The sequence below is a fragment of the Streptococcus sp. HMSC034B05 genome (assembly GCF_001809055.1).
GTDB lineage: Bacteria > Bacillota > Bacilli > Lactobacillales > Streptococcaceae > Streptococcus > Streptococcus constellatus.
This window is the reverse complement of record NZ_KV795608.1, coordinates 67,968-88,209: the sequence shown is the minus strand read 5'-3', so window position 1 is coordinate 88,209 and position 20,242 is coordinate 67,968. Positions and strand designations below refer to the sequence as shown.

Annotated in this window: 16 protein-coding genes and 1 pseudogene; 15 read left to right on the top strand and 2 right to left on the bottom strand. The window is 34.7% G+C overall.

All coding sequences use genetic code 11. The annotated features are described in order from the left end of the window. The first annotated feature begins 208 nt into the window (after window positions 1–208). The 9 genes and pseudogenes from HMPREF2542_RS04725 to HMPREF2542_RS04690 all read left to right on the top strand — a co-directional run. Window positions 209–790 carry a GNAT family N-acetyltransferase gene (locus HMPREF2542_RS04725; protein ID WP_049476497.1) on the top strand — a complete coding sequence of 194 codons (582 nt, stop codon included), beginning with the start codon at window positions 209–211 and terminating at the stop codon, window positions 788–790. Continuing rightward, window positions 787–1,764, top strand: coding sequence for a hypothetical protein (locus tag HMPREF2542_RS04720; protein WP_049476498.1), 978 nt, complete (start codon window positions 787–789; stop codon window positions 1,762–1,764). The genes HMPREF2542_RS04725 and HMPREF2542_RS04720 overlap by 4 nt, the downstream gene beginning before the upstream one ends. Further along, window positions 1,757–4,402 carry a valine--tRNA ligase gene (locus tag HMPREF2542_RS04715; protein ID WP_058670207.1) on the top strand — a complete coding sequence of 882 codons (2,646 nt, stop codon included), beginning with the start codon at window positions 1,757–1,759 and terminating at the stop codon, window positions 4,400–4,402. Before HMPREF2542_RS04720 ends, HMPREF2542_RS04715 begins: the two co-directional genes overlap by 8 nt. 7 nt (window positions 4,403–4,409) lie before the next feature. Beyond that, window positions 4,410–4,799, top strand: a complete 390-nt coding sequence (locus HMPREF2542_RS04710; RefSeq protein ID WP_003070197.1) for a hypothetical protein — start codon at window positions 4,410–4,412, stop codon at window positions 4,797–4,799. Between the two features lie 67 nt (window positions 4,800–4,866). Next, the gene (locus tag HMPREF2542_RS04705) at window positions 4,867–7,683 is read left to right on the top strand and encodes a hypothetical protein (protein ID WP_058670208.1); all 2,817 of its coding nucleotides are present in this window, start codon (window positions 4,867–4,869) and stop codon (window positions 7,681–7,683) included. Window positions 7,684–7,841: 158 nt separating this feature from the next. Beyond that, the gene (locus HMPREF2542_RS04700; RefSeq protein ID WP_070484426.1) at window positions 7,842–12,338 is read left to right on the top strand and encodes an NACHT domain-containing protein; all 4,497 of its coding nucleotides are present in this window, start codon (window positions 7,842–7,844) and stop codon (window positions 12,336–12,338) included. 148 nt (window positions 12,339–12,486) lie between these two features. Next, window positions 12,487–12,648, top strand: coding sequence for a DUF6290 family protein (locus HMPREF2542_RS09910; protein ID WP_003070190.1), 162 nt, complete (start codon window positions 12,487–12,489; stop codon window positions 12,646–12,648). 81 nt (window positions 12,649–12,729) lie between these two features. Continuing rightward, window positions 12,730–12,876 (top strand): hypothetical protein, encoded by a 147-nt coding sequence (locus HMPREF2542_RS04695; RefSeq protein WP_020998973.1) that lies wholly within the window; start codon window positions 12,730–12,732, stop codon window positions 12,874–12,876. A 211-nt stretch (window positions 12,877–13,087) separates the two neighbouring features. Then, window positions 13,088–13,363, top strand: a pseudogene (locus HMPREF2542_RS04690) (cell filamentation protein Fic); the annotation flags it as partial. Window positions 13,364–13,568: 205 nt separating this feature from the next. Here the strand turns inward: HMPREF2542_RS04690 and cysK are convergent. Beyond that, window positions 13,569–14,498: a cysteine synthase A gene (gene cysK, locus HMPREF2542_RS04685; protein WP_058670211.1), complete on the bottom strand. Its 930-nt coding sequence runs from the start codon at window positions 14,496–14,498 to the stop codon at window positions 13,569–13,571. Between the two features lie 99 nt (window positions 14,499–14,597). Then, window positions 14,598–15,233 carry a YigZ family protein gene (locus tag HMPREF2542_RS04680; RefSeq protein WP_058670212.1) on the bottom strand — a complete coding sequence of 212 codons (636 nt, stop codon included), beginning with the start codon at window positions 15,231–15,233 and terminating at the stop codon, window positions 14,598–14,600. 56 nt (window positions 15,234–15,289) lie between these two features. On the opposite strand from HMPREF2542_RS04680, the gene HMPREF2542_RS04675 reads away from it, so the two are divergent. From HMPREF2542_RS04675 to HMPREF2542_RS04650, 6 genes are all read left to right on the top strand, one after another. After that, complete coding sequence (locus HMPREF2542_RS04675; protein WP_058670213.1) at window positions 15,290–16,597, top strand: ATP-dependent helicase ComFA; 1,308 nt, start codon at window positions 15,290–15,292, stop codon at window positions 16,595–16,597. After that, window positions 16,594–17,259, top strand: coding sequence for a ComF family protein (locus HMPREF2542_RS04670; RefSeq protein WP_003043136.1), 666 nt, complete (start codon window positions 16,594–16,596; stop codon window positions 17,257–17,259). Before HMPREF2542_RS04675 ends, HMPREF2542_RS04670 begins: the two co-directional genes overlap by 4 nt. Before the next feature lie 79 nt (window positions 17,260–17,338). After that, window positions 17,339–17,881: a ribosome hibernation-promoting factor, HPF/YfiA family gene (hpf, locus tag HMPREF2542_RS04665; protein WP_003032381.1), complete on the top strand. Its 543-nt coding sequence runs from the start codon at window positions 17,339–17,341 to the stop codon at window positions 17,879–17,881. 187 nt (window positions 17,882–18,068) lie between these two features. After that, window positions 18,069–18,617, top strand: a complete 549-nt coding sequence (rsmD, locus tag HMPREF2542_RS04660) for a 16S rRNA (guanine(966)-N(2))-methyltransferase RsmD (RefSeq protein ID WP_172459566.1) — start codon at window positions 18,069–18,071, stop codon at window positions 18,615–18,617. Next, the gene (gene coaD / locus HMPREF2542_RS04655; RefSeq protein ID WP_058670214.1) at window positions 18,607–19,104 is read left to right on the top strand and encodes a pantetheine-phosphate adenylyltransferase; all 498 of its coding nucleotides are present in this window, start codon (window positions 18,607–18,609) and stop codon (window positions 19,102–19,104) included. Before rsmD ends, coaD begins: the two co-directional genes overlap by 11 nt. After that, window positions 19,085–20,140 (top strand): SepM family pheromone-processing serine protease, encoded by a 1,056-nt coding sequence (locus HMPREF2542_RS04650; RefSeq protein WP_058670215.1) that lies wholly within the window; start codon window positions 19,085–19,087, stop codon window positions 20,138–20,140. Before coaD ends, HMPREF2542_RS04650 begins: the two co-directional genes overlap by 20 nt. Window positions 20,141–20,242 lie beyond the last annotated feature (102 nt).

Genomic DNA, 20,242 nt, shown 5'->3' with positions numbered 1-20,242 from the left:
CTCAGAGCATTGCTTTGAGGGTGTAGATAAGGCTGACAAAGTCAGTAAAAGGCGTACGCCCAAGCGAGCTAACGACGTCCTAAAAGAGCAACAAGAAGACTAGAGTTGCGGGCATGGCCCGAAATTGGGTGGTACCGCGGATAATTGCATCCGTCCCTGTCATGTATGGCAGGGGCGAATTTTTATAAGCGGAATGGGGAGAGAAATTATGATAAATATTTTAGGTCAAATTGAAGATAATAAACTTCCTGATATTGAGACAGAGCGGCTGTATTTGCGCGAACGTCTAGTCTCAGATGCTAAAGAGATTTTTGCTTATGCGAGTTTGGCAGAGGTGACTTGGCCAGCTGGTTTTCCACCTGCAGAAAGTGTGGAAGAAGAGGAAAATTATCTCGAAAACATTATGCCAAAGCGCTGGATTGAGCAAAAAATACCGTCTGGTTATGGTATCTGCTTGAAAGGAACAGATGAAGTCATTGGCTCGATTGATTTTAATAATCGCTATGCTGATGATGTTCTTGAAATGGGCTATTTGCTTCACCCAGATTATTGGGGGCAAGGGATTGTGACAGAAGCTGCGCGTGCGCTGTTGGAAGTTGGATTTACCCTACTCAATCTTCACAAAATCGAAATTGAATGCTATGGATACAACAAAGCAAGCCAGCGTATTGCTGAAAAACTTGGCTTCACCCTCGAATCTCGCATCCGTGACCGCAAAGATAGCCAAGGCAAGCGCTGTGATGATTTACGATATGGATTGCTAAAAAGTGAGTGGGAGGAGAATAAGTGAGAAAGAAGATTTGCGAATTTTTAAGAGATACAGGGGCGTTCCAAACTTTTCTTAGTCTCGTATTGGTTTTTGTGTTCATTGTGGATAATCTCATTCCTTCACTAGGTATTTCAATAAAAGAGAACAATTTCTTTAATTGGTCAATCATCACTACTTTCTTCATTTCATCCTTGTTTTATATTTTTAAGTATAGGCCGATGAATGTTGGATATATTGAAAAAAGTACAGATTATAAAAAAATTATTTCCTTAATTAGGGAAATTGATTATACAATTTCTTTAATAGTGGTGACTGCTGTTGTTTATCGTTTTTGTATGCTAATAAATATTTTGTCAGTTAGTACAGAAAACAGTTTAGGTATCATAAACATAATAGCGCTAATAATAACCATTAGACTATACTTTTCTGTTATTTCAATTATTATCGGATTAAAAAAGTGGGTATTATTATTACTTATAATAATTGGAGTTCCTCTGATATATTTAGTAGGTGTGTTTGATATTAGTTGGTGGGCGCTAATATCAGGTTTAATGATTATATGGAATTTTATTAATTCAAAAGATTTTCTAACACTTTTTAATAAAGGGACAGAAATTGATAAAGTTCCTAAAAAATTAAACTTTATTTGGCAAAGAAATAAAATAGTTTTTTACATAGTTACAACGTTAATCTACCTAGTATTGATAATCTCAGGCTCTTTTGAAAACAATAAAATGAGTATATTAGATAGGGCAAATGTAAGAATAACAACCTTAGCACTATTGATGATGGCTATCGTATTTATATTCGTGGTAATTTTATTGCTTAAATACTTATTTAGTCATAATAAAATGCTGCAAAAATTTGTAAAAGGAAGAAAAGAAAACTGGTTTTTTATCAAGCTAGCAAGTATTATTGAATTTTATCTTAAGTATCACAAGTATATAATAAGTCTAAATAATAAAAATAAATATAGGAGAATAAAAAATGACTGAACTTTCACCAAAATACAATCCAGCCGAGGTTGAGGCTGGACGTTACGCTAAATGGCTTGAGGAGGGTGTTTTCAAGCCATCAGGCGACAAAAAAGCACCCCCTTATTCAATTGTCATCCCACCACCAAATGTGACGGGGAAATTACACCTTGGTCACGCTTGGGACACGACTTTGCAGGATATTATTATCCGCCAAAAGCGCATGCAGGGCTTTGATACGCTCTGGCTGCCGGGGATGGACCACGCTGGTATTGCCACACAGGCCAAAGTAGAAGCTCGTTTGGCTGAAGATGGCATTTCCCGTTATGACCTTGGTCGTGAGAAATTCTTGGATAAGGTCTGGGAATGGAAGGACGAATATGCGGCAACCATTAAAGAACAGTGGGGCAAGATGGGGATTTCTGTTGATTATTCGCGGGAACGTTTCACCCTTGATGAAGGCTTGTCCAAAGCGGTCCGCAAGGTTTTCGTAGAACTCTATAAAAAAGGATGGATTTACCGCGGCGAATTCATCATTAACTGGGACCCTAAGGCCCGCACAGCCCTTTCTGATATCGAAGTTATCCACAAGGACGTGGAAGGTGCCTTCTACCACATGAACTACATGCTGGAGGATGGTTCACGCGCCCTTGAAGTTGCGACAACTCGTCCTGAAACAATGTTCGGTGACGTTGCCGTTGCAGTTAACCCAAATGATGACCGTTACAAAGATTTAATTGGGCAAAATGTTATCTTGCCAATTGTTAACAAGCTGATTCCAATCGTAGCAGATGAACATGCTGACCCTGAGTTTGGAACAGGTGTGGTTAAAATCACACCTGCCCATGATCCTAACGACTTCCTCGTTGGTCAGCGTCACAATCTGCCTCAAGTCAATGTCATGAACGATGACGGAACCATGAACGAACTGGCTGGCGAATTTGCTGACATGGATCGTTTTGAAGCTCGCAAAGCAACTGTTAAAAAGCTAGAAGAAATTGGTGCTCTTGTCAAAATCGAAAAACGTGTTCACAGTGTTGGTCACTCAGAGCGGACTGGCGTTATGGTCGAGCCACGTTTGTCTACCCAGTGGTTTGTCAAGATGGACCAATTGGCTAAGAATGCCATTGCCAACCAAGATACTGATGACAAAGTGAAATTCTACCCACCACGTTTCAACGATACTTTCCTTCAATGGATGGAAAATGTTCACGACTGGGTCATTTCCCGTCAACTCTGGTGGGGCCACCAAATCCCTGCTTGGTACAATGCAGATGGCGAAATCTATGTCGGTGAAGAGGCTCCAGAGGGTGACGAATGGACTCAAGATGAAGATGTCCTTGACACTTGGTTCAGTTCAGCTCTATGGCCATTCTCAACAATGGGTTGGCCGGATGTGGAGTCTGCAGACTTCAAGCGCTATTATCCAACATCAACCTTGGTGACTGGCTATGATATTATCCCATTCTGGGTATCTCGGATGATTTTCCAAGGTTTGGAATTTACCGGCAAGTCGCCATTCAAAAATGCCCTCATCCATGGCCTTATCCGTGACGAACAAGGCCGCAAGATGTCTAAGTCACTTGGTAACGGTATTGACCCTATGGATGTTATCGAAAAATATGGTACGGATAGTCTGCGTTGGTTCCTTTCAAATGGCTCTGCACCAGGTCAAGACGTCCGCTTCAGCTATGAAAAGATGGATGCTGCCTGGAATTTCATTAACAAAGTTTGGAACATTTCCCGCTATATTCTCATGAACAATGACGGTTTGACCCTTGACCAAGCTAGCCAGAATGTTGCTTTGGTGGTAGAGGGAAAAGCTGGGAACGTCACTGATTGCTGGATTCTTCATAATCTCAATGAAACCATTGCCAAAGTCACCGAAAATTTCGACAAGTTCGAATTCGGTATAGCTGGTCATATTCTTTACAACTTCATCTGGGATGAATTTGCTGACTGGTACGTTGAATTGACGAAAGAAGTACTTTACAGCGACAATGAAGACGAAAAAGTTATCACTCGTTCTGTTCTTCTTTACACACTTGATAAGATTTTGCGCCTCCTTCACCCAATCATGCCATTTGTTACAGAAGAAATCTTCGGTCAATACGCAGCTGGTTCTATCGTGACAGCAGCTTATCCAACTGTTAATCCTACTTTTGAAAATCAAATGGCGCATTCTGGCGTGGAAAGTCTCAAAGACCTGATTCGAGCTGTACGTAATGCGCGTGCAGAAGTCAACGTAGCCCCAAGCAAACCTATCACCATCCTTATTAAAACAAGCGATAGCAACTTGGAAGACTTCTTCAAGGCCAATGTCAACTACATCAAACGTTTCACAAACCCAGAAACATTTGAAATCAGCTCTGCCATTGCCACCCCAGAACTAGCTATGTCAGCAGTTATTACAGGTGCAGAAATCTTCCTGCCGCTGGCAGACTTGCTCAACGTCGAAGAAGAACTAGCCCGCCTCAACAAAGAACTGGCCAAATGGCAAAAAGAACTAGACATAGTTGCCAAAAAACTCGGTAACGACCGCTTCGTCCAAAACGCCAAACCCGAAATCGTCGAGAAAGAGCGACAAAAACAAGCTGATTACCAAGCCAAATACGACGCCACAGTGGAACGGATTAAAGAGATGGAAAAGTTGGGGTAGTGGCTAAATGAAAAATTTAGTTGAGATGATAACAATCTTACTGGGATTATTTACTTTATTTTTTGGAATTTTACAATATTTTTGGCAAAAAAGGTTTGATGAAAAACTGCGAGTTTATAAAAACTATCTTGCAGTAGTTGCATTGTCAACTTTATCACCAGAAAAGCAAAGGGAAATTCAATTACAACAAAAACACATCCTTTCAAAACAAGAATTAGTTCTCTTTGCTCCTGAAGAAATTGTAGAATTAGCAGGGAAAATTGAACCTATAAATTTTGCTAAAAATAATGAACAAAAATATTTGGAATATTTAAAACTAATCAATCTCATGAGGATAGATTTGCAGAGATTTAATAAAAGAATTTCAGAGGAATCTCTTAGAAAGTTACTTGGTTAGCAACTTTTATAAGCACAGTTGAAAGACTGTGTTTTTTGGTATAATAATAAAAACGGGAGGTTGATTAGTGTTTAGTTTAGTAAAAATAGTATTATGGTTTATTTTTTTCTTTGCGTGGTTATTTGGTAAGTTGAGATGGAATGAAATTCGTACAACCTTTCAAGATTGGTTTCCATTTTTATATTTTATATATTTATTTTTGGTCGTTATACTGCCAGATAATGTTCAAGGATTTAATTTTATTGGTTTTGTAGTATTTTTCTTTTTTGTTATTTCAATTTATAAGGACTTTTTCCGAGGATTGAGATATTTCATAAGCCAATTGCGAGTTGGAAATAAATCTATTGAAAGATTTGATAAGATAAAAAGATATCTATTTAAAGAGAAATTAGAAGATGTTTCAGAATTCTTGCTAGCTATAGTTTTAATTGGACTTATGTATATCCAAATCAACTACGCTACTCCAACTATAAGCTTGGTTAATAAAAGTAATGTGGAATTACTAGGTTTTATTGTAAGCATTTTTGGTATGTATGGAATCTATATTGGTTTCTTGCAGTATCTAGCTGGTGACGTAAAATCAGATACCTATCTAGGGGAAAGTAAAGTTAATTATCTTATTGGACAATCATTTTGGTATCATGTAACACAATCAAAAATATTTATTTTGATGTTACTAGCCGCCATAATTATTCCAGTAACAGTAAAATTAAATACAGCTTTTATAAAGGAGCTTACCATACTGTGGCAGACTTCTTATATGCTATTGTTAGTTATTTATATTTTTTTACTAAGCATGAGTCTATATATTATCCGAGTTGCTTTACTGATGAAAACTAAGGATGATGAAAATCTAAAATACAACATGAGGAAACAGATTCAGGAAGATTATACAGAAACCTTTTGGTTGATTTATCGCAATAGAAGTGTATATGTGAATGATTTTCTTAAAAATAAGTTAACAAGAGATTTTGCTAAATTAGATGTAAATGAATACGAAGAATTTGTGACAAATATTTTTAATTTGGATTATTTTGATACTAGGAATTTATACTGGACCATTTTAAACAAAACAGAGAGAGGGTTTGAATTAACGAGAACTCAGAGGTTTCGTAATAAGCTTTTACTTGATGATAGATCATGGTTGGAAACTTATCAAGATAAGAACGAGTATGACTTAAGACAGGAGTGGAAAAGTTTTTATAAGTACTTTAGAACATTTATTTTTGAGAAATGGAAATTTTTAAAACAGTATAGAGATAATTTTTCTGTTGAAAATTGGAAAAATCTAATCTTAGAAGATTTAAAAATCATTGATAGGATTGTAACAAATGATCCAACATTAGAGTCTTTAAAAATTGAGTATCCAGAAAAAGGAGAGACTAGATTTGTACGATTTCATAGAGATGAGAACAATAACGTTAGAGAGTTTTTGTTTAAAGTATTAATTAACAAAGAAGATATAAATTTAGATGGTCTTTTTGAAGATGTAAAACAGGAAATACAAAATTATAAAGAAAATAAGACCGATCATTTTTACAGATATACATATGATTTTTTAAAATTTAGATTAGTAACAATTCTAGATAAGCATGAAAATGGAGATGTAAACATAAGTTTACCAGAATTTAGAAGACTGTCCGATTACGATGTGTTTCAAAATGGTCAACGAAATGATTATGAAAACAGTATGCTTTATTCTAAAATTTGTTTCAACTACTTAGATAGAGGAAGAATTGAAGATTTTAATCAAAGTAAAATTGAAAAATCGGGTAACGTTGAATTGAGAAAACAAAAAATTAAAAATTTAATCTTAAGTATGAATGAAGAATACCGATTAGCTTTTATGTTATATCAACTATTCTATACAGATCATACTCAGTGGGATGGTAATCTTGGATTTTATGATATAGGAATCACACAAATAATGAGTTATGATGAACAATATCACTATTATTTATTTAATCAAGCGAAAAAGATTATTATTTCTGAGACAGATATTGATCATCGTATTACTGAAAGCTTCTTAAAAAAGCTATGGGATACGAGAGATAATATGATTAAAGATTTTTCTTGGTTTGACCAATTTGGTGAACAACATTTAATGTCAGATTTTAAAATTTTGTACGTCCAATGGTTGTTAACAAGAAAAGAATACCCCCGTGCGGAGAGTAGATTTAATATTGAAAGGGAATTTCCTATTAAAGTATGCAAATCACTTGTTGGAAAAATAAAAGGAAAAGAAAATCGGAAGATTTCAGTTAAAGATTTGAAATGGAGAATTAGATATAAAAAAGAAAGGATTAGTTGTTTTTGCCGAGACTATTTATTATTAACAGATCAATTAACGACTATTTTTACAAAAGAATCTTATTCTCATAAACAAAATAATGTACAAATATCAGTTGAATATCTTTTGCATAGTGGTAAAGTGAATTTATCAGATGTCATAGATAATATATCTGTAGTCAGTTTATTTCGCTTGGAATGGATTTTAAGATGGAACTATTATCAATATACTAGGGAGTCTAACTACACTAGTAGAACATTTTTTGATACGATGACTTCTAATAGTCGCTATTATTGGTCTGGTGGAGATGGGATATTAGAATTTTACATTGTTAAAATTATTGATAATTTTTATCATGATTTATATCAAGATAGAGAGTTTATAGATGGTTTTAAATATCATTTAGAATCACAACTAAATTCATTGAATAAAACTGTTGAAGAATATGTAGAGTCAATTGCTAAGAAAATTTCTGGAATAAATAATATTTCAATTCTACAGAAAGGACAAATTCTCCTAAATCTGAATGATATTTTGCATTATCAGAGCAAATGGGTTGAATTAAAGCCAAAACGGAAATATCGTTATAAATAATGAATTTTTATAACAGGATGGTTGATTCTCTGCTGTATTTATTTTAAAGAAAAAATGGATTAACTGATTTATATAATCTTATAAGCAAGTCTAACTGCAAAGTTAGGCTTGTTTTTGATATAATGTAGGTGAATATATCATTAATAAAGAGGTGTCGTATGCCTTACGAATCAGGTGGAAGAGCAGATAAATTAGGTAATAAATATGAGTTCAACTGGATTGTTTTAAAATTTATTGATATTATTGCTGAAAAAATAGATGCTATTAAAGTTGAAGCTATAGGTGAAGAAGAAGAGGGGGTGGACGTTTGGGTTAGATACTCTAACGGAATAACAGAAGCTCAACAATGTAAAGGAAGAAATGCTAGTAAAGATTATTGGACTTTGTCAGATTTAAATAGTCGTGGAATTTTGAAATGTTGGAAATTACATCTAAGCAGAGACTTGACAACTAAAGTTTCATTAGTTAGTCCACTTCCGTTTACAAACTTTTCTGATTTAATTTATAGAGCTAAGACTAATGATAATGCTCAGTCTTTTATTGATTATCAAGTTAATACATCTTCAGAGCTTAAAAACTTATTTGATAACTATGTTAAGCATTTGGGATTTTCTAAGGAGAAAGACATTCGAAAAATTATAAATTTTTTAAGTAGAACGGTGATTAGACAAGAGCCGTATCCAGAAAATGAAGAATTTATTAAAGATAAGGTTAGTCAATATTTTATTGGTGATGCTGCTAGCATAAAGTCAAAATTCATTAATTTAATTTTACAAGGTGAAATTTATGGAAGATGGCTTTCATTTCAGGATTTGGAGAAATTTATTAAAAATGAGAAAATTGAATTCAGAAATTTAGCACGTGATGATAGGATAATACCTAGAATAAATATTTTAAATGATGAGTATAAAAACAGCTTTAAAACATTGGATTCCGGTCTAAAAATTCGCACACAATTTGATGAATGTAAGAAATATATTCAAGAAGGAAAATCAATTATCATTCACGGGAAAGCTGGGAATGGTAAAAGTGGTTTAACAGAAAATATTATTGATTGGTGTAATAAAAGTAATATTTTACACTTAGATTTAAAACTAGATTGTTATATTCCTGAGGGTACAGCACAAGTATGGGGGGAGAAATTAGGATTTCCTGCTAGCATCAGTTATTGTTTGAACGCTTTTTCTAAAGAGGATAATGCTGTTCTTATATTAGATCAACTAGATGCATTAAGATGGACAGCAAGAAATTCTAAAAGTTCACTTGCGACTTGTTTGGAGTTGATTCGAGAGATACGGAACCTCAATTCGGAAAGAGAAAACAAAATCTCAATTATTTTTGTTTGCAGAACTTATGATTTAGAAAATGATAACGGAATTAAGGCGTTATTTGAAAATAAATCGAAAGATGATACTGAATCTTGGCATAAAGTTGAAGTTAATGAATTATTGGAAAATGAGGTTGAGGAAATTTTAGGGAGTAAATACCATAATTATCCCAACAGATTAAGACAGTTGTTAAGGACCCTGAGTAATCTTTATGTTTGGGAGCAAATTAATGACAATGAAGAATACTATCAAATAAAAAGTACTTATAACCTAGTTGATAAATGGTGGAGGGATTTATCAGAAAAATGTAAGGAAGCCGATTTAAGTGAAGATGATCTGAATAAATTAAAAGAAAAGCTTGTCAATTTATTTGCTGATACAGGTAAAACGGTGTTTAGTAAGAGAAGAATAGTAGGTAATGAGAAAGCTCTGCGATATTTAATTAGCCAAGGGATGTTAACAGAGCGTTCCAACAAAGTTTCTTTTGTTCATCAGTCATTCTTAGACTGTTTTGTTGCAGAGCGAATGATTCTTGATTACTATACTAATGCTGATGCTGATGTAAACGACATTCTTGGAAATAAAACACAACAGAATCCAACAAGACGTTATCAATTTCAGATTTTTCTTCAATCATTATTAGAAGAATCAGAAAAAGATTTTTTAGATTTTGGAACTAAATTAATAAAGAGTCATAATGTCAGGTTTAATTTCAAATATGTTTTCTTTGAAATCTTAGGAAGTATTCAAGAACCATCTGAAAATATTTTAAATTATGTGAGAAAGCTGATTCAAGAGGCAGAGTATAGAAATCATTTGTGCCAAACGGTAATTAGTGGTCACCCAGTATATGTTAATTTTTTAATAAAAAAGAGAGTTTTGCAAAAATTTTTAGATAGCAATAAATTATTGGTAATTGATTTATTAAGTAGTATTTCTCCATATTACACAACTGAAACTACTCAATTTATAAAAGATTCTATAGAAAATTCTAACGATAAGAGCGAATGGGGTAGTTGTTTTAATAGTAACTATAATAATGACTCTGAAGACTTTTTTAATTTAAGATTACATTACTGGAGATATTATGCGGGGGATTCTAAGGGGAATATAGTATTCTATAATGATTATCGTAAGAATCTAAATAACTATAAAATTAAGATTATTTGCTTGTTGCTCGATAAATTTCAAGACTCTGATAATAGCAATAGATTTTATAGTGAATCAAAGAAATTCGATGAAGATTCCCATAATTATATAGATGAAAATTGTATAAAAATAGTCCAAATATTATTGCCTTATCTTAAAAAGTATTCCGAGAATAATTCTACTAAATACAATCTAACCCTGAAAGAACGCGATAGCTTACAAAGATATTACCTTCATTTATTAAATGAAGCAAATAAATGTCTAATTTCGAAACATCCTGAGATTTTTTGGGAAATTTATAGTAATTATATGGGAAATGGTGATTATCTCTATAATGAAGTTATTTTAGATGCAATGTATTACTTGCCTACGAATTATTTTGATACTTGTATTGAATATTTACTGGCTGATTTTGATAAAACACTCTTTGAAAAATCTCAAGGCCATTCAAGCAAATTATTTTTAGCCAAACGATTGATTTCTAAAGTTACACAGAGATGTTCATTAGAAATGTATGATAAACTTGAAGAACAAATTATTCATTATGTATCACCTGAGGCTAAACAAAGACTAGCAAGGAGAATTGAAACAAATAAATCTCAAAATGATGTTAGGGGTTATTGGCCGTTTTGGGGAGATTTACAGCATAGATTGTTATCAGTTTTACCGAAAGAAAGAATGAGTAATGAAGCTATCGAATTACTAAAGGTATTAGAACGATCTAATAGTTTTCCTGATTCTTTTTATGGTTCACATTGTGGAAGTGTAGTTTCTCCGCTACAAGGAAAGAATATTTCTCCTAAATCTTGGAGAAATATTCTCATCATCAGCCCAAAAGGTGAGACAAAATGTAGATGGGATAGTGAGAGAAATATATTTATTGAGTCTTCTCCTAGAGAATTGGCTACTGATTTTAGAAGTGCTGTTTCTAAAAATCCTAAAGAATACGTTTCTTTATTTTTAAACTTATCGTCTAATCATAAAATCAATGAACATTATATAGATGGTCTACTGGGGGGGATTGTAGACTTAGAAAAAATTCCAGATACTGTTTTAAGTGATCTTGAATTCATCCTACTAAATTTTGTAAATGAAAATAATTGGGAGAATCTTTATTATTTTTTCCAAGTCATAGAGAAACACGCAAATATGGGATGGTCCGATGAAGTTTTTGGAAAGCTTAATTATTATCTTAAGAAAACTGATTTAGATGCTCTTGATAAATTTCATGAAGCTAAGACAATGGAAGATTATGTGAGACAATCATATTCAACTTTAAGAGGATATGCGATTCATGCTTTCGACAAGTTAATAACAAATACACCGACACTTGTTTCATATTTTAGGGAGACAATTCTTTTATTGGCAAAAGATAAGACACACTATATAAGAATGAATTCTATTTTTCTCATCTCTACTATTTTAGATTTAGATAAAGAATTTGCTAAAGAATTATTTGAGTTGGTTTTTGATAAAGATAAAAGGATGTTAGCGCATTGGTATAGCGGTTACGTTGTTTATAGATTATATGATGATTATAGAGAAAGAATTCAGTTCTTATTGAAACTAGGTTTTGAGTCTACGGATCAACTCCTTGTAAAAAAGTCGTCCTCTTTGATTACAGAAATTTACTTAAATAAAGGAGATATGGAATCAACTGTATATAGTGGAAGTGGACTTCAAGCAGAAACTATTTGTCAGATGGCGATTGATTATTTAAAAGGGAAGAATTATAAAGAAAAAGCAAAGGAAATCATATTACATTATTTATCATATGATAATATTGATTTTGGAAAGATTTTACCACAGTTATTTATGGATAATTTATTAGACGTTGAAGAAGATAAGGAATTGATATTTAATTTACTAACTTCTAAACATAAAGGAAAGCTATATTATTATTTCTTAGAGTTTCTTGAAAAACAAGTATCTATTTCGAACTACGAAGAAATCATTTTTAAAACGGTAGCAAGTATTATATCTAAAGATACGAAATTAGAATCTGATCCTTATTATGATAGGTTAATTGAAGAACATCTTTCTAAATTAATGCTGAATCTCTATGATGAGCATAAGGGAGATGATACAGCAGAACAGTGTCTAGATATTATTGATCAGATGTTTGAATGTGAATTTGGTAGCTCGCGGATGCTTATTAATGAATTAATGAAAAAATAAACTTTATTTATAGTTAATTACCCTAAGGTTTATATTCTTTTTGGCACCTTCTTCAAATAATAAGCCAAACATCCCATCCACCTTGTTTCCTGTTCCAAAATGTAGTAAAAGATAACTACAAAATAAAAATTTAAAAAGAAGTGATTTCATGGCTGTACCAACATCAGCCCGTTTGTTGGATGAGTTAAATAAAAAGCTAAGTTCATGGACAAATTCTCACAACATCAGTAAATCAGAATTTATTGCGCAGGTTTTGGCGGAAAAATTGGAAGAGCTCTATGATATACAAGAAGCTGATTTGGTTATGTAGAATGCCTTGACGATGGGCAAGTGACCTACTCTCATAAATGTTGATTTTCCTAAAGTACTGGGAAAATATCTGACAGGCAGTTTGCCTGATTATGTTCGCTTTCATGTAGGGGCTTACTGTATCATTGCCAAAGTTGATGACGAGGATTTTGTCATTATGAATGTTCATGCGATTAAGCGTTCAGATGTTTATAAGTTTAAAGGCAAAGGGCGAAAACAAATCTCCTAGAACAAGTCTAACTGCAAGGTTTGGCTTGTTTTTAGTATAATAGAATGTAATAATACTCTTCAACAATTAAAACTATGCATTGTTGCCTTCTACATCCTATACTTCAGTATTGTCTGTGGCTTGTCGCCTAGTCTAATTTTGATTTTTATTGAGTATAAAGCGGAGAATTTTTTTATAAAAATGTCTGGTATTGATTTTAACAAAGGAAAGTTCAGGCATTTGGCAGATTCATCTTTTCTGAGAGAGAAATAATAGAACGATGATAGTTTTTCTAATCAATTATTTACGTGAATTCGGTTTTGAAGTTGACAATACACTCTTTCAAAAACATGCTAAATTTTTCCGAGATATCTTGGCTTTGGATGATGTTAAAATTTTGCAGAAATGTCTCGAGTTTTTGACTGCATTTTGCGAAACTCTCTTACTTGATGGAGAAAATGACCTGTCTAGTGAGAAACTGTACCGAAAGTTAGGTTTGGATAAATAGAGAATCAAACTAACATCTGAGGGCAGAAAGGTTTCAACTATACATATCTGAAGTAGAGTACCTGAAATAATAAAGTTCCCTATATTTCCAACAAATAAGTCAACATTACTTCAACAAAAAAACAGCTCAACAGTAGAGCTGTTTTTTTAACCTATTTGCAAGTTTAAAATTGTGATTGGTCTTGTATTTACGGATGATTAGACGTTTAAACTTCAACATTATAAAGATCTGTTGATAAATAGCGTTCGCCATTATCTGGAGCAAGAGCTAGAATTTTTTTACCTGTTCCTAGCTTCTTAGCTACTTCAACAGCAGCATAGATAGCTGCGGCAGAAGAAATACCTACCAGAAAACCTTCTTGTCCACCGATACGACGCCCAAGTTCAAGTGCTTGATCAGAAGTAACGCGGACAATACCATCGTAAGCTTGAGTGTCTAGTGTTTCTGGGATAAAACCAGCAGAAATACCTTGAATCTTGTGAGGCCCAGGCTCCTCACCGGACAGGATAGCGGATTCATCTGCTTCAACTGCATAAACTTGTATATCTGGATTGACTTTTTTGAGAGCATGCGAGATACCAGAAATGGTACCACCTGTGCCAACTCCTCCGACAAAGGCATCCAAACCTTTCTTACCGAAAGCAGCAATAATTTCTGCTCCTGTTATTTTTTCGTGTACTTCTGGGTTGGAGAGGTTGTTAAATTGAAGTGGTAGCCAGCCGTTTCGTTCTTTAGCAATTTCTTCAGCTTTGGCAATCGCTCCCTGCATTCCTTCGCTTCCGGGAGTTAATACCAATTCTGCACCATAAGCTTGGATAATTTTGCGACGTTCAACACTCATAGTTTCTGGCATGACAATAACAACCTTATAACCTTTTGCAGCACCAACCCAAGACAAACCAATTCCGGTATTTCCGCTGGTTGCTTCGACAATGGTTGCACCTGGTTGAATCAAGCCCTCTTGCTCAGCAGTCTCAATCATGCTGAGAGCAATGCGGTCTTTGACGGACGACCCCGGATTGAAAGCCTCTAGTTTGACATAGACATCAGCAGCACCTTCTGGAACAAGCCTGTTTAATTTCACGATAGGAGTATTTCCGATGAGTTCTGTAATGTTACGATAAATTTTTGACATAAAATAATACCTCAATTCTGTTGATACCATCAGTATAAAACGAAAAGAAGTCTTTGTAAAATATAAAAAAACTATCAAGGTGATAGCTTTTTTTAATATTTAGGATAAAGAAATGGGAACTTCAACTTTCCGCAATCCCTGGTCAGTAATGTCGATTTTTCCATTAAACAACTCAATCAACTCCTCTATAACGCTGTCCTTATCATCTTTATCAACAAAAATGGTCGTTTGGACTTGTTCTGTAAAGGATGTATCTTGTTCTTGTAAATGGTTAGCTTTAAGAAAATTGGGTAATTCTTGATATTGACTGTAAGAGAGAGCGATCCTCAGTCCAAGTTGTTCTTTTATATGGACGATCCCGATTTCTTTGATAGCTAAAGCAACGTTGCTGCTATACGCCCGAATAAGACCTCCTGCCCCTAGCTTGATACCACCAAAATAGCGTGTCACGACAGCACAGACATTAGTTAGTTGATGATTTTCTAAAACGCCTAACATAGGTACACCAGCAGTCCCACTTGGTTCTCCATCATCGCTACTTCGCTTCATTTCACTCCGTTCTCCTAATATAAAGGCAGAGCAGTTATGAGTAGCTTTGTAGTGTTCTTTTTTGACAGCTTGAATAAAATTTCGTGCTTCGTCCTCTGTTGTTACACGCTTGATGTGACAAATAAAGCGCGATTTTTTGATTTCTTCTTGGACTTGTCCGTCCTCTTTAATTGTTCTAAACTCCATATTTTCATTTTACAAAAAAACTTGTATTTTGCCAAAGTTTTTTCGAATAAATAGATATGATAGAATTACAAGATTGCTTAGGTCGTATGTTTACAAAAGCACAACTACCAGCAGAATTGCAATTATATGCGCAAACTTTACCAGCAATGAAAGAAGAAAAAGGGAAATTATGTTGCAATCGCTGTGGGCAAGCAGTTGATAAAGATAAAGAAAGACACCAACTGCCAATAGGTGCTTACTACTGTAGATCCTGCTTGATCTTAGGAAGGGTCAGAAGTGATGAAGAACTCTACTATTTTCCACAGGAAGAGTTTCCTAAAGCGGATGTCTTGAAATGGCAAGGAAGGTTAACAGATTACCAAGCTAAGGTTTCTCAAGGTCTTGTAGAGGCAGTTGCCAAGCGAAAAGATAGCCTGGTTCATGCAGTCACGGGAGCTGGAAAAACAGAAATGATCTATCAGGTGGTAGCACAAGTTATTGATCAAGGCGGGGCCGTCTGCTTGGCTAGCCCACGAATTGATGTCTGTTTAGAACTTTATCGTAGACTGAAAATAGATTTTGCTTGTGATATTTCACTTCTGCATGGCGAATCAGAAGCGTATTTTCGCAGTCCTCTCGTAATTGCCACAACGCATCAGCTTCTCAAATTTTACCGAGCATTTGATCTGCTCATCGTTGACGAAGTGGACGCCTTTCCTTATGTAGACAATCCAATGCTTTATCATGCGGTTCATCAAGCAGTCAAAGAACAAGGCACGAAAATTTTCTTGACAGCAACCTCCACAGATGAGCTGGACAAAAGAGTTAGCAAGGGAGAGTTAAGCCGCTTAAGTCTCCCTAGACGTTTTCATGGTAACCCTTTAATTGTTCCTCGAAAAGTTTGGTTGGAAAATTTTCAAAAATACTTGAATCAAAAAAAGCTAGTTCCTAAGTTGGAACAATTTGTTAAAAAGCAAAGAAAAACAGGTTTTCCTCTTCTCATTTTTGCTTCTGAGATTAAAAGAGGACAAGAATTTGCAGAGGTTCTCCAAAACAATTTCCCTAATGAAAAAGTTGGCTTTGTTGCTTCGACGACTGAAAATCGACTAGATGTTGTAGAGAAATTTCGTCGAAAAGAAATCACAATCTTAATATCAACGACGATTCTGGAACGTGGCGTGACTTTTCCTTGTGTAGATGTTTTTGTGGTGGAAGCTAACCATTGTCTGTTTAGTCGCAGCGCTTTGGTACAAATTGCTGGTCGTGTTGGTCGTAGTATGGAGCGACCAACAGGCGAGTTAATCTTTTTTCATGATGGTACAACTATGGCGATAGAAAAAGCTATTAAAGAAATTCGGGAGATGAATCAGGAGGCTGGTTTATGAATAACTGTCTGTTATGTGAAAGTCTACTTGATGAAAAGCTAACATTTTGTGATTTGCTGACTTTGAAGAAGCCCAAAGCAAAAGCTTGTGATGCTTGTTTTGAAAAATTCCAGCGTATTTCAGCGCAACATTGCCCTAAGTGCTATCGTGACGGAATAGATGAAATCTGCATAGACTGTGATGTGTGGACAAAGAAAGGAAAAGAAGTTTGCCATAAGAGTTGTTTTGTCTATAATGAAGCTATGAAAAACTTCTTTAGTCAATATAAATTTCAAGGAGATTATGCTCTTTCTTCTGTATTTACTGAAGTTTTGCATCAAGAATTAAAAAATTATAGCGATTATACGCTCGTGCCAATTCCTGTGAGTGTAGAAAAGTATCAAGCAAGAGGGTTTAATCAAGTAACAGCTTTTCTTGAGGGTACAAAGTTGCAATTTAAGGAAATTTTAGAAAAATATGATACAATTGCTCAATCAAGCAAGATGAGAGAGGAGCGATTGCAGAGCCAGCAGTGCTTTAAAGTAAAAGACAAGGTTACACTTCCAGCAAAAATTCTTTTGATAGATGATATTTATACCACAGGAGCAACCTTACAACTTGCCAAAGATATTTTAGTGGAAGCGGGTGTGAAAGAAATTTTGACATTTTCATTAGCAAGATAACAAAAAATTTGCAAAAAAAAAAATGAAAGCGTTATAATGAAGTAAAGAAAAACAAAATGCTTAGAAAGAAGGTACTTATATGATTAAATATAGTATCCGTGGTGAAAATCTAGAAGTAACAGAAGCGCTTCGTGATTACGTAGTTTCTAAACTTGAAAAAATCGAGAAATATTTCCAAGCTGATCAAGAATTGGATGCTCGTGTAAACTTGAAAGTATATCGTGAAAAGACAGCTAAGGTTGAAGTAACCATCCCACTTGGCTCTATCACTCTTCGTGCAGAAGATGTTTCCCAAGATATGTATGGTTCTATTGATTTGGTGACAGATAAAATTGAACGTCAAATTCGTAAAAATAAAACAAAAATTGAACGTAAAAACCGTAATAAAAAATCAACTAGTCAGTTATTTACAGACGCTGTTATTGAAGAAGTAGAAGCTGCACCTGCAAAAGTGGTACGTTCAAAACAAATAGACTTAAAACCAATGGATTTAGAAGAAGCTCTTCTTCAAATGGATTTATTGGGACATGATTTCTTCATCTATACTGATGTAGAAGACAACACAACCAATGTTCTCTATCGTCGTGAAGATGGTGACGTTGGCTTGCTTGAAGTGAGATAATCAATCGGTCCTCTGATTTATATCAGGGGATTTTTGTTTGGTTTGCAATTATCTTGAGTTAATTGCAAAAAACTGTATTGAGAAATCATCATATTTGAGCTGTATTCCAAAAGTAGGACAGAAAAAACAATTGATTTACAGCTATCACAGAAGAAAAACTGATACATTCTTTAGAGATTTTGTTATAATATTCTTTATGAGAGTTGTTGCAGGGAAATATGGGGGACGTCCTCTCAAAACGTTAGCAGGTAAAACGACTAGACCAACGACCGATAAAGTTAAGGGAGCTATCTTTAATATGATTGGTCCTTATTTTGATGGAGGGCGGGTTCTAGATTTGTATGCTGGAAGTGGTAGTCTCGCTATTGAAGCTATTTCGCGAGGCATAGCATCGGCTGTTTTGGTTGAAAAAGAGCGCAGAGCGCAAGCGATTATCAGCCAAAATATCAAGATGACTAAAGAAGAAAAGCGGTTTGAACTTCTTAAAATGGAGTCTAATCGAGCACTTGAATTACTAGCAGGGCAGTTTGACTTAGTTTTGTTAGATCCGCCGTATGCAAAAGAGCAGATTGCTGCAGATATTGAAAAATTGGCTGAACGAGAGCTTTTGAGTGATGATATACTGGTTGTTTGTGAGACAGACAAGTCGGTGGATTTACCAGAAGAAATCGCAGGGTTAGGTATCTGGAAGCAAAAAATATATGGAATTTCAAAGGTGACGGTTTATGTCAGATAAAATTGGATTATTTACGGGTTCTTTTGACCCGATTACAAAGGGGCATGTTGACTTGATTGAGCGAGCTAGCAAGCTCTTTGATTGTCTTTATGTTGGTATTTTTTATAATCTTGAGAAAACGAGTTTTTTTAGTATTGAAGCGAAAGAAAAAATGATAGCAGCTGCTCTAGTTCATTTGGATAATGTTAAAATTGTCATTTCTCATGACGAATTAGCAGTAGAAGTGGCACGAAGATTAGGAGTGACAACTCTTGTACGGGGATTACGGAATAGCCAAGATTTGGATTATGAGGGAAAGCTCAACTTTTTCAATCATGAATTGGCACCTGAATTGGATACCATCTTTTTGATTAGCACCCCAGCTTATCAGCATCTCAGCTCATCAAGAATTCGTGAATTGATTGCTTTTGAGCAGGATGTTTCAAAGTATGTGCCCGAAAGTGTCGTAAAGGAGTTAAAGAAACAACATGGAAAAATCACGAACTAAATTTAAAAAATGGCCGATAGTGGCTGTAGTAGGGCTGCTTCTACTGTTCATGTCTTTTATAGTTCCTCTGCCTTATTACATTGAGGTGCCAGGTGGTGCAGCAGATGTTCGGCAAGTATTACGTGTAGATAATAAAGTGGATAAGGAAAAAGGTTCTTATAACTTTGTCACTGTTGGGATTCAGCATGCAACCTTTGCTCATTTGGTTTATGCTTGGTTGACTCCTTTTACAGATATTTATTCGGCGAAAGATCTGACTGGCGGAACTTCTGATAAAGAATATATGCGAATCAATCAATTTTATATGGAAACATCACAAAACTTAGCCAAATATCAAGGGTTAAAAAAAGCAGGCAAGGATATTAGTTTGAAATATTTGGGTGTTTATGTGTTGCAAGTTACCAAGAATTCAACCTTTAAAGGGATTCTAAATATTGCAGATACTGTGACAGGCGTGAATGATAAGACTTTCAACAGTTCAAAAGATTTGATTGATTATGTAGGCTCACAGAAAATTGGCAGCAAGGTCAAGGTGAACTATGTAGAAGACGGTCAGAAAAAATCTGCTATAGGTAAAATTATCAAACTTGAAAATGGGAAAAATGGGATTGGTATTAGCTTAATTGACCGAACAGAAGTCACAAGTAATATACCAATTGAATTTTCAACAGCTGGGATTGGTGGACCAAGTGCGGGTTTGATGTTTAGCTTGGCGATTTATACACAGATTGCAGACCCGACATTGAGAGATGGCAGAAATATTGCTGGGACAGGATCGATTGACCGTGAAGGAAAAGTTGGTGATATTGGTGGGATTGATAAAAAAGTTGTTTCAGCAGCTAAAAATGGCGCAGAAATTTTCTTTGCGCCAAATAATCCAGTCACCAAGGAAGTGAAAAAATCCAATCCTAAAGCGAAAACAAACTATGAGACAGCTTTGGCAGCTGCTAAAGAAATTAAAACTAAAATGAAAATTGTACCTGTCAAGACCTTGCAAGACGCAATTGATTACCTCAAAAGTACTAAAAAATCTTAAATAATGAAGAAAACTAAAAGAACCAGTTGGCAATATGAGACTGAGACGAAGGTCTTCAGTTTCAAAGAATACAATGCAATAGTTGAGTAATTTCTAATGTGC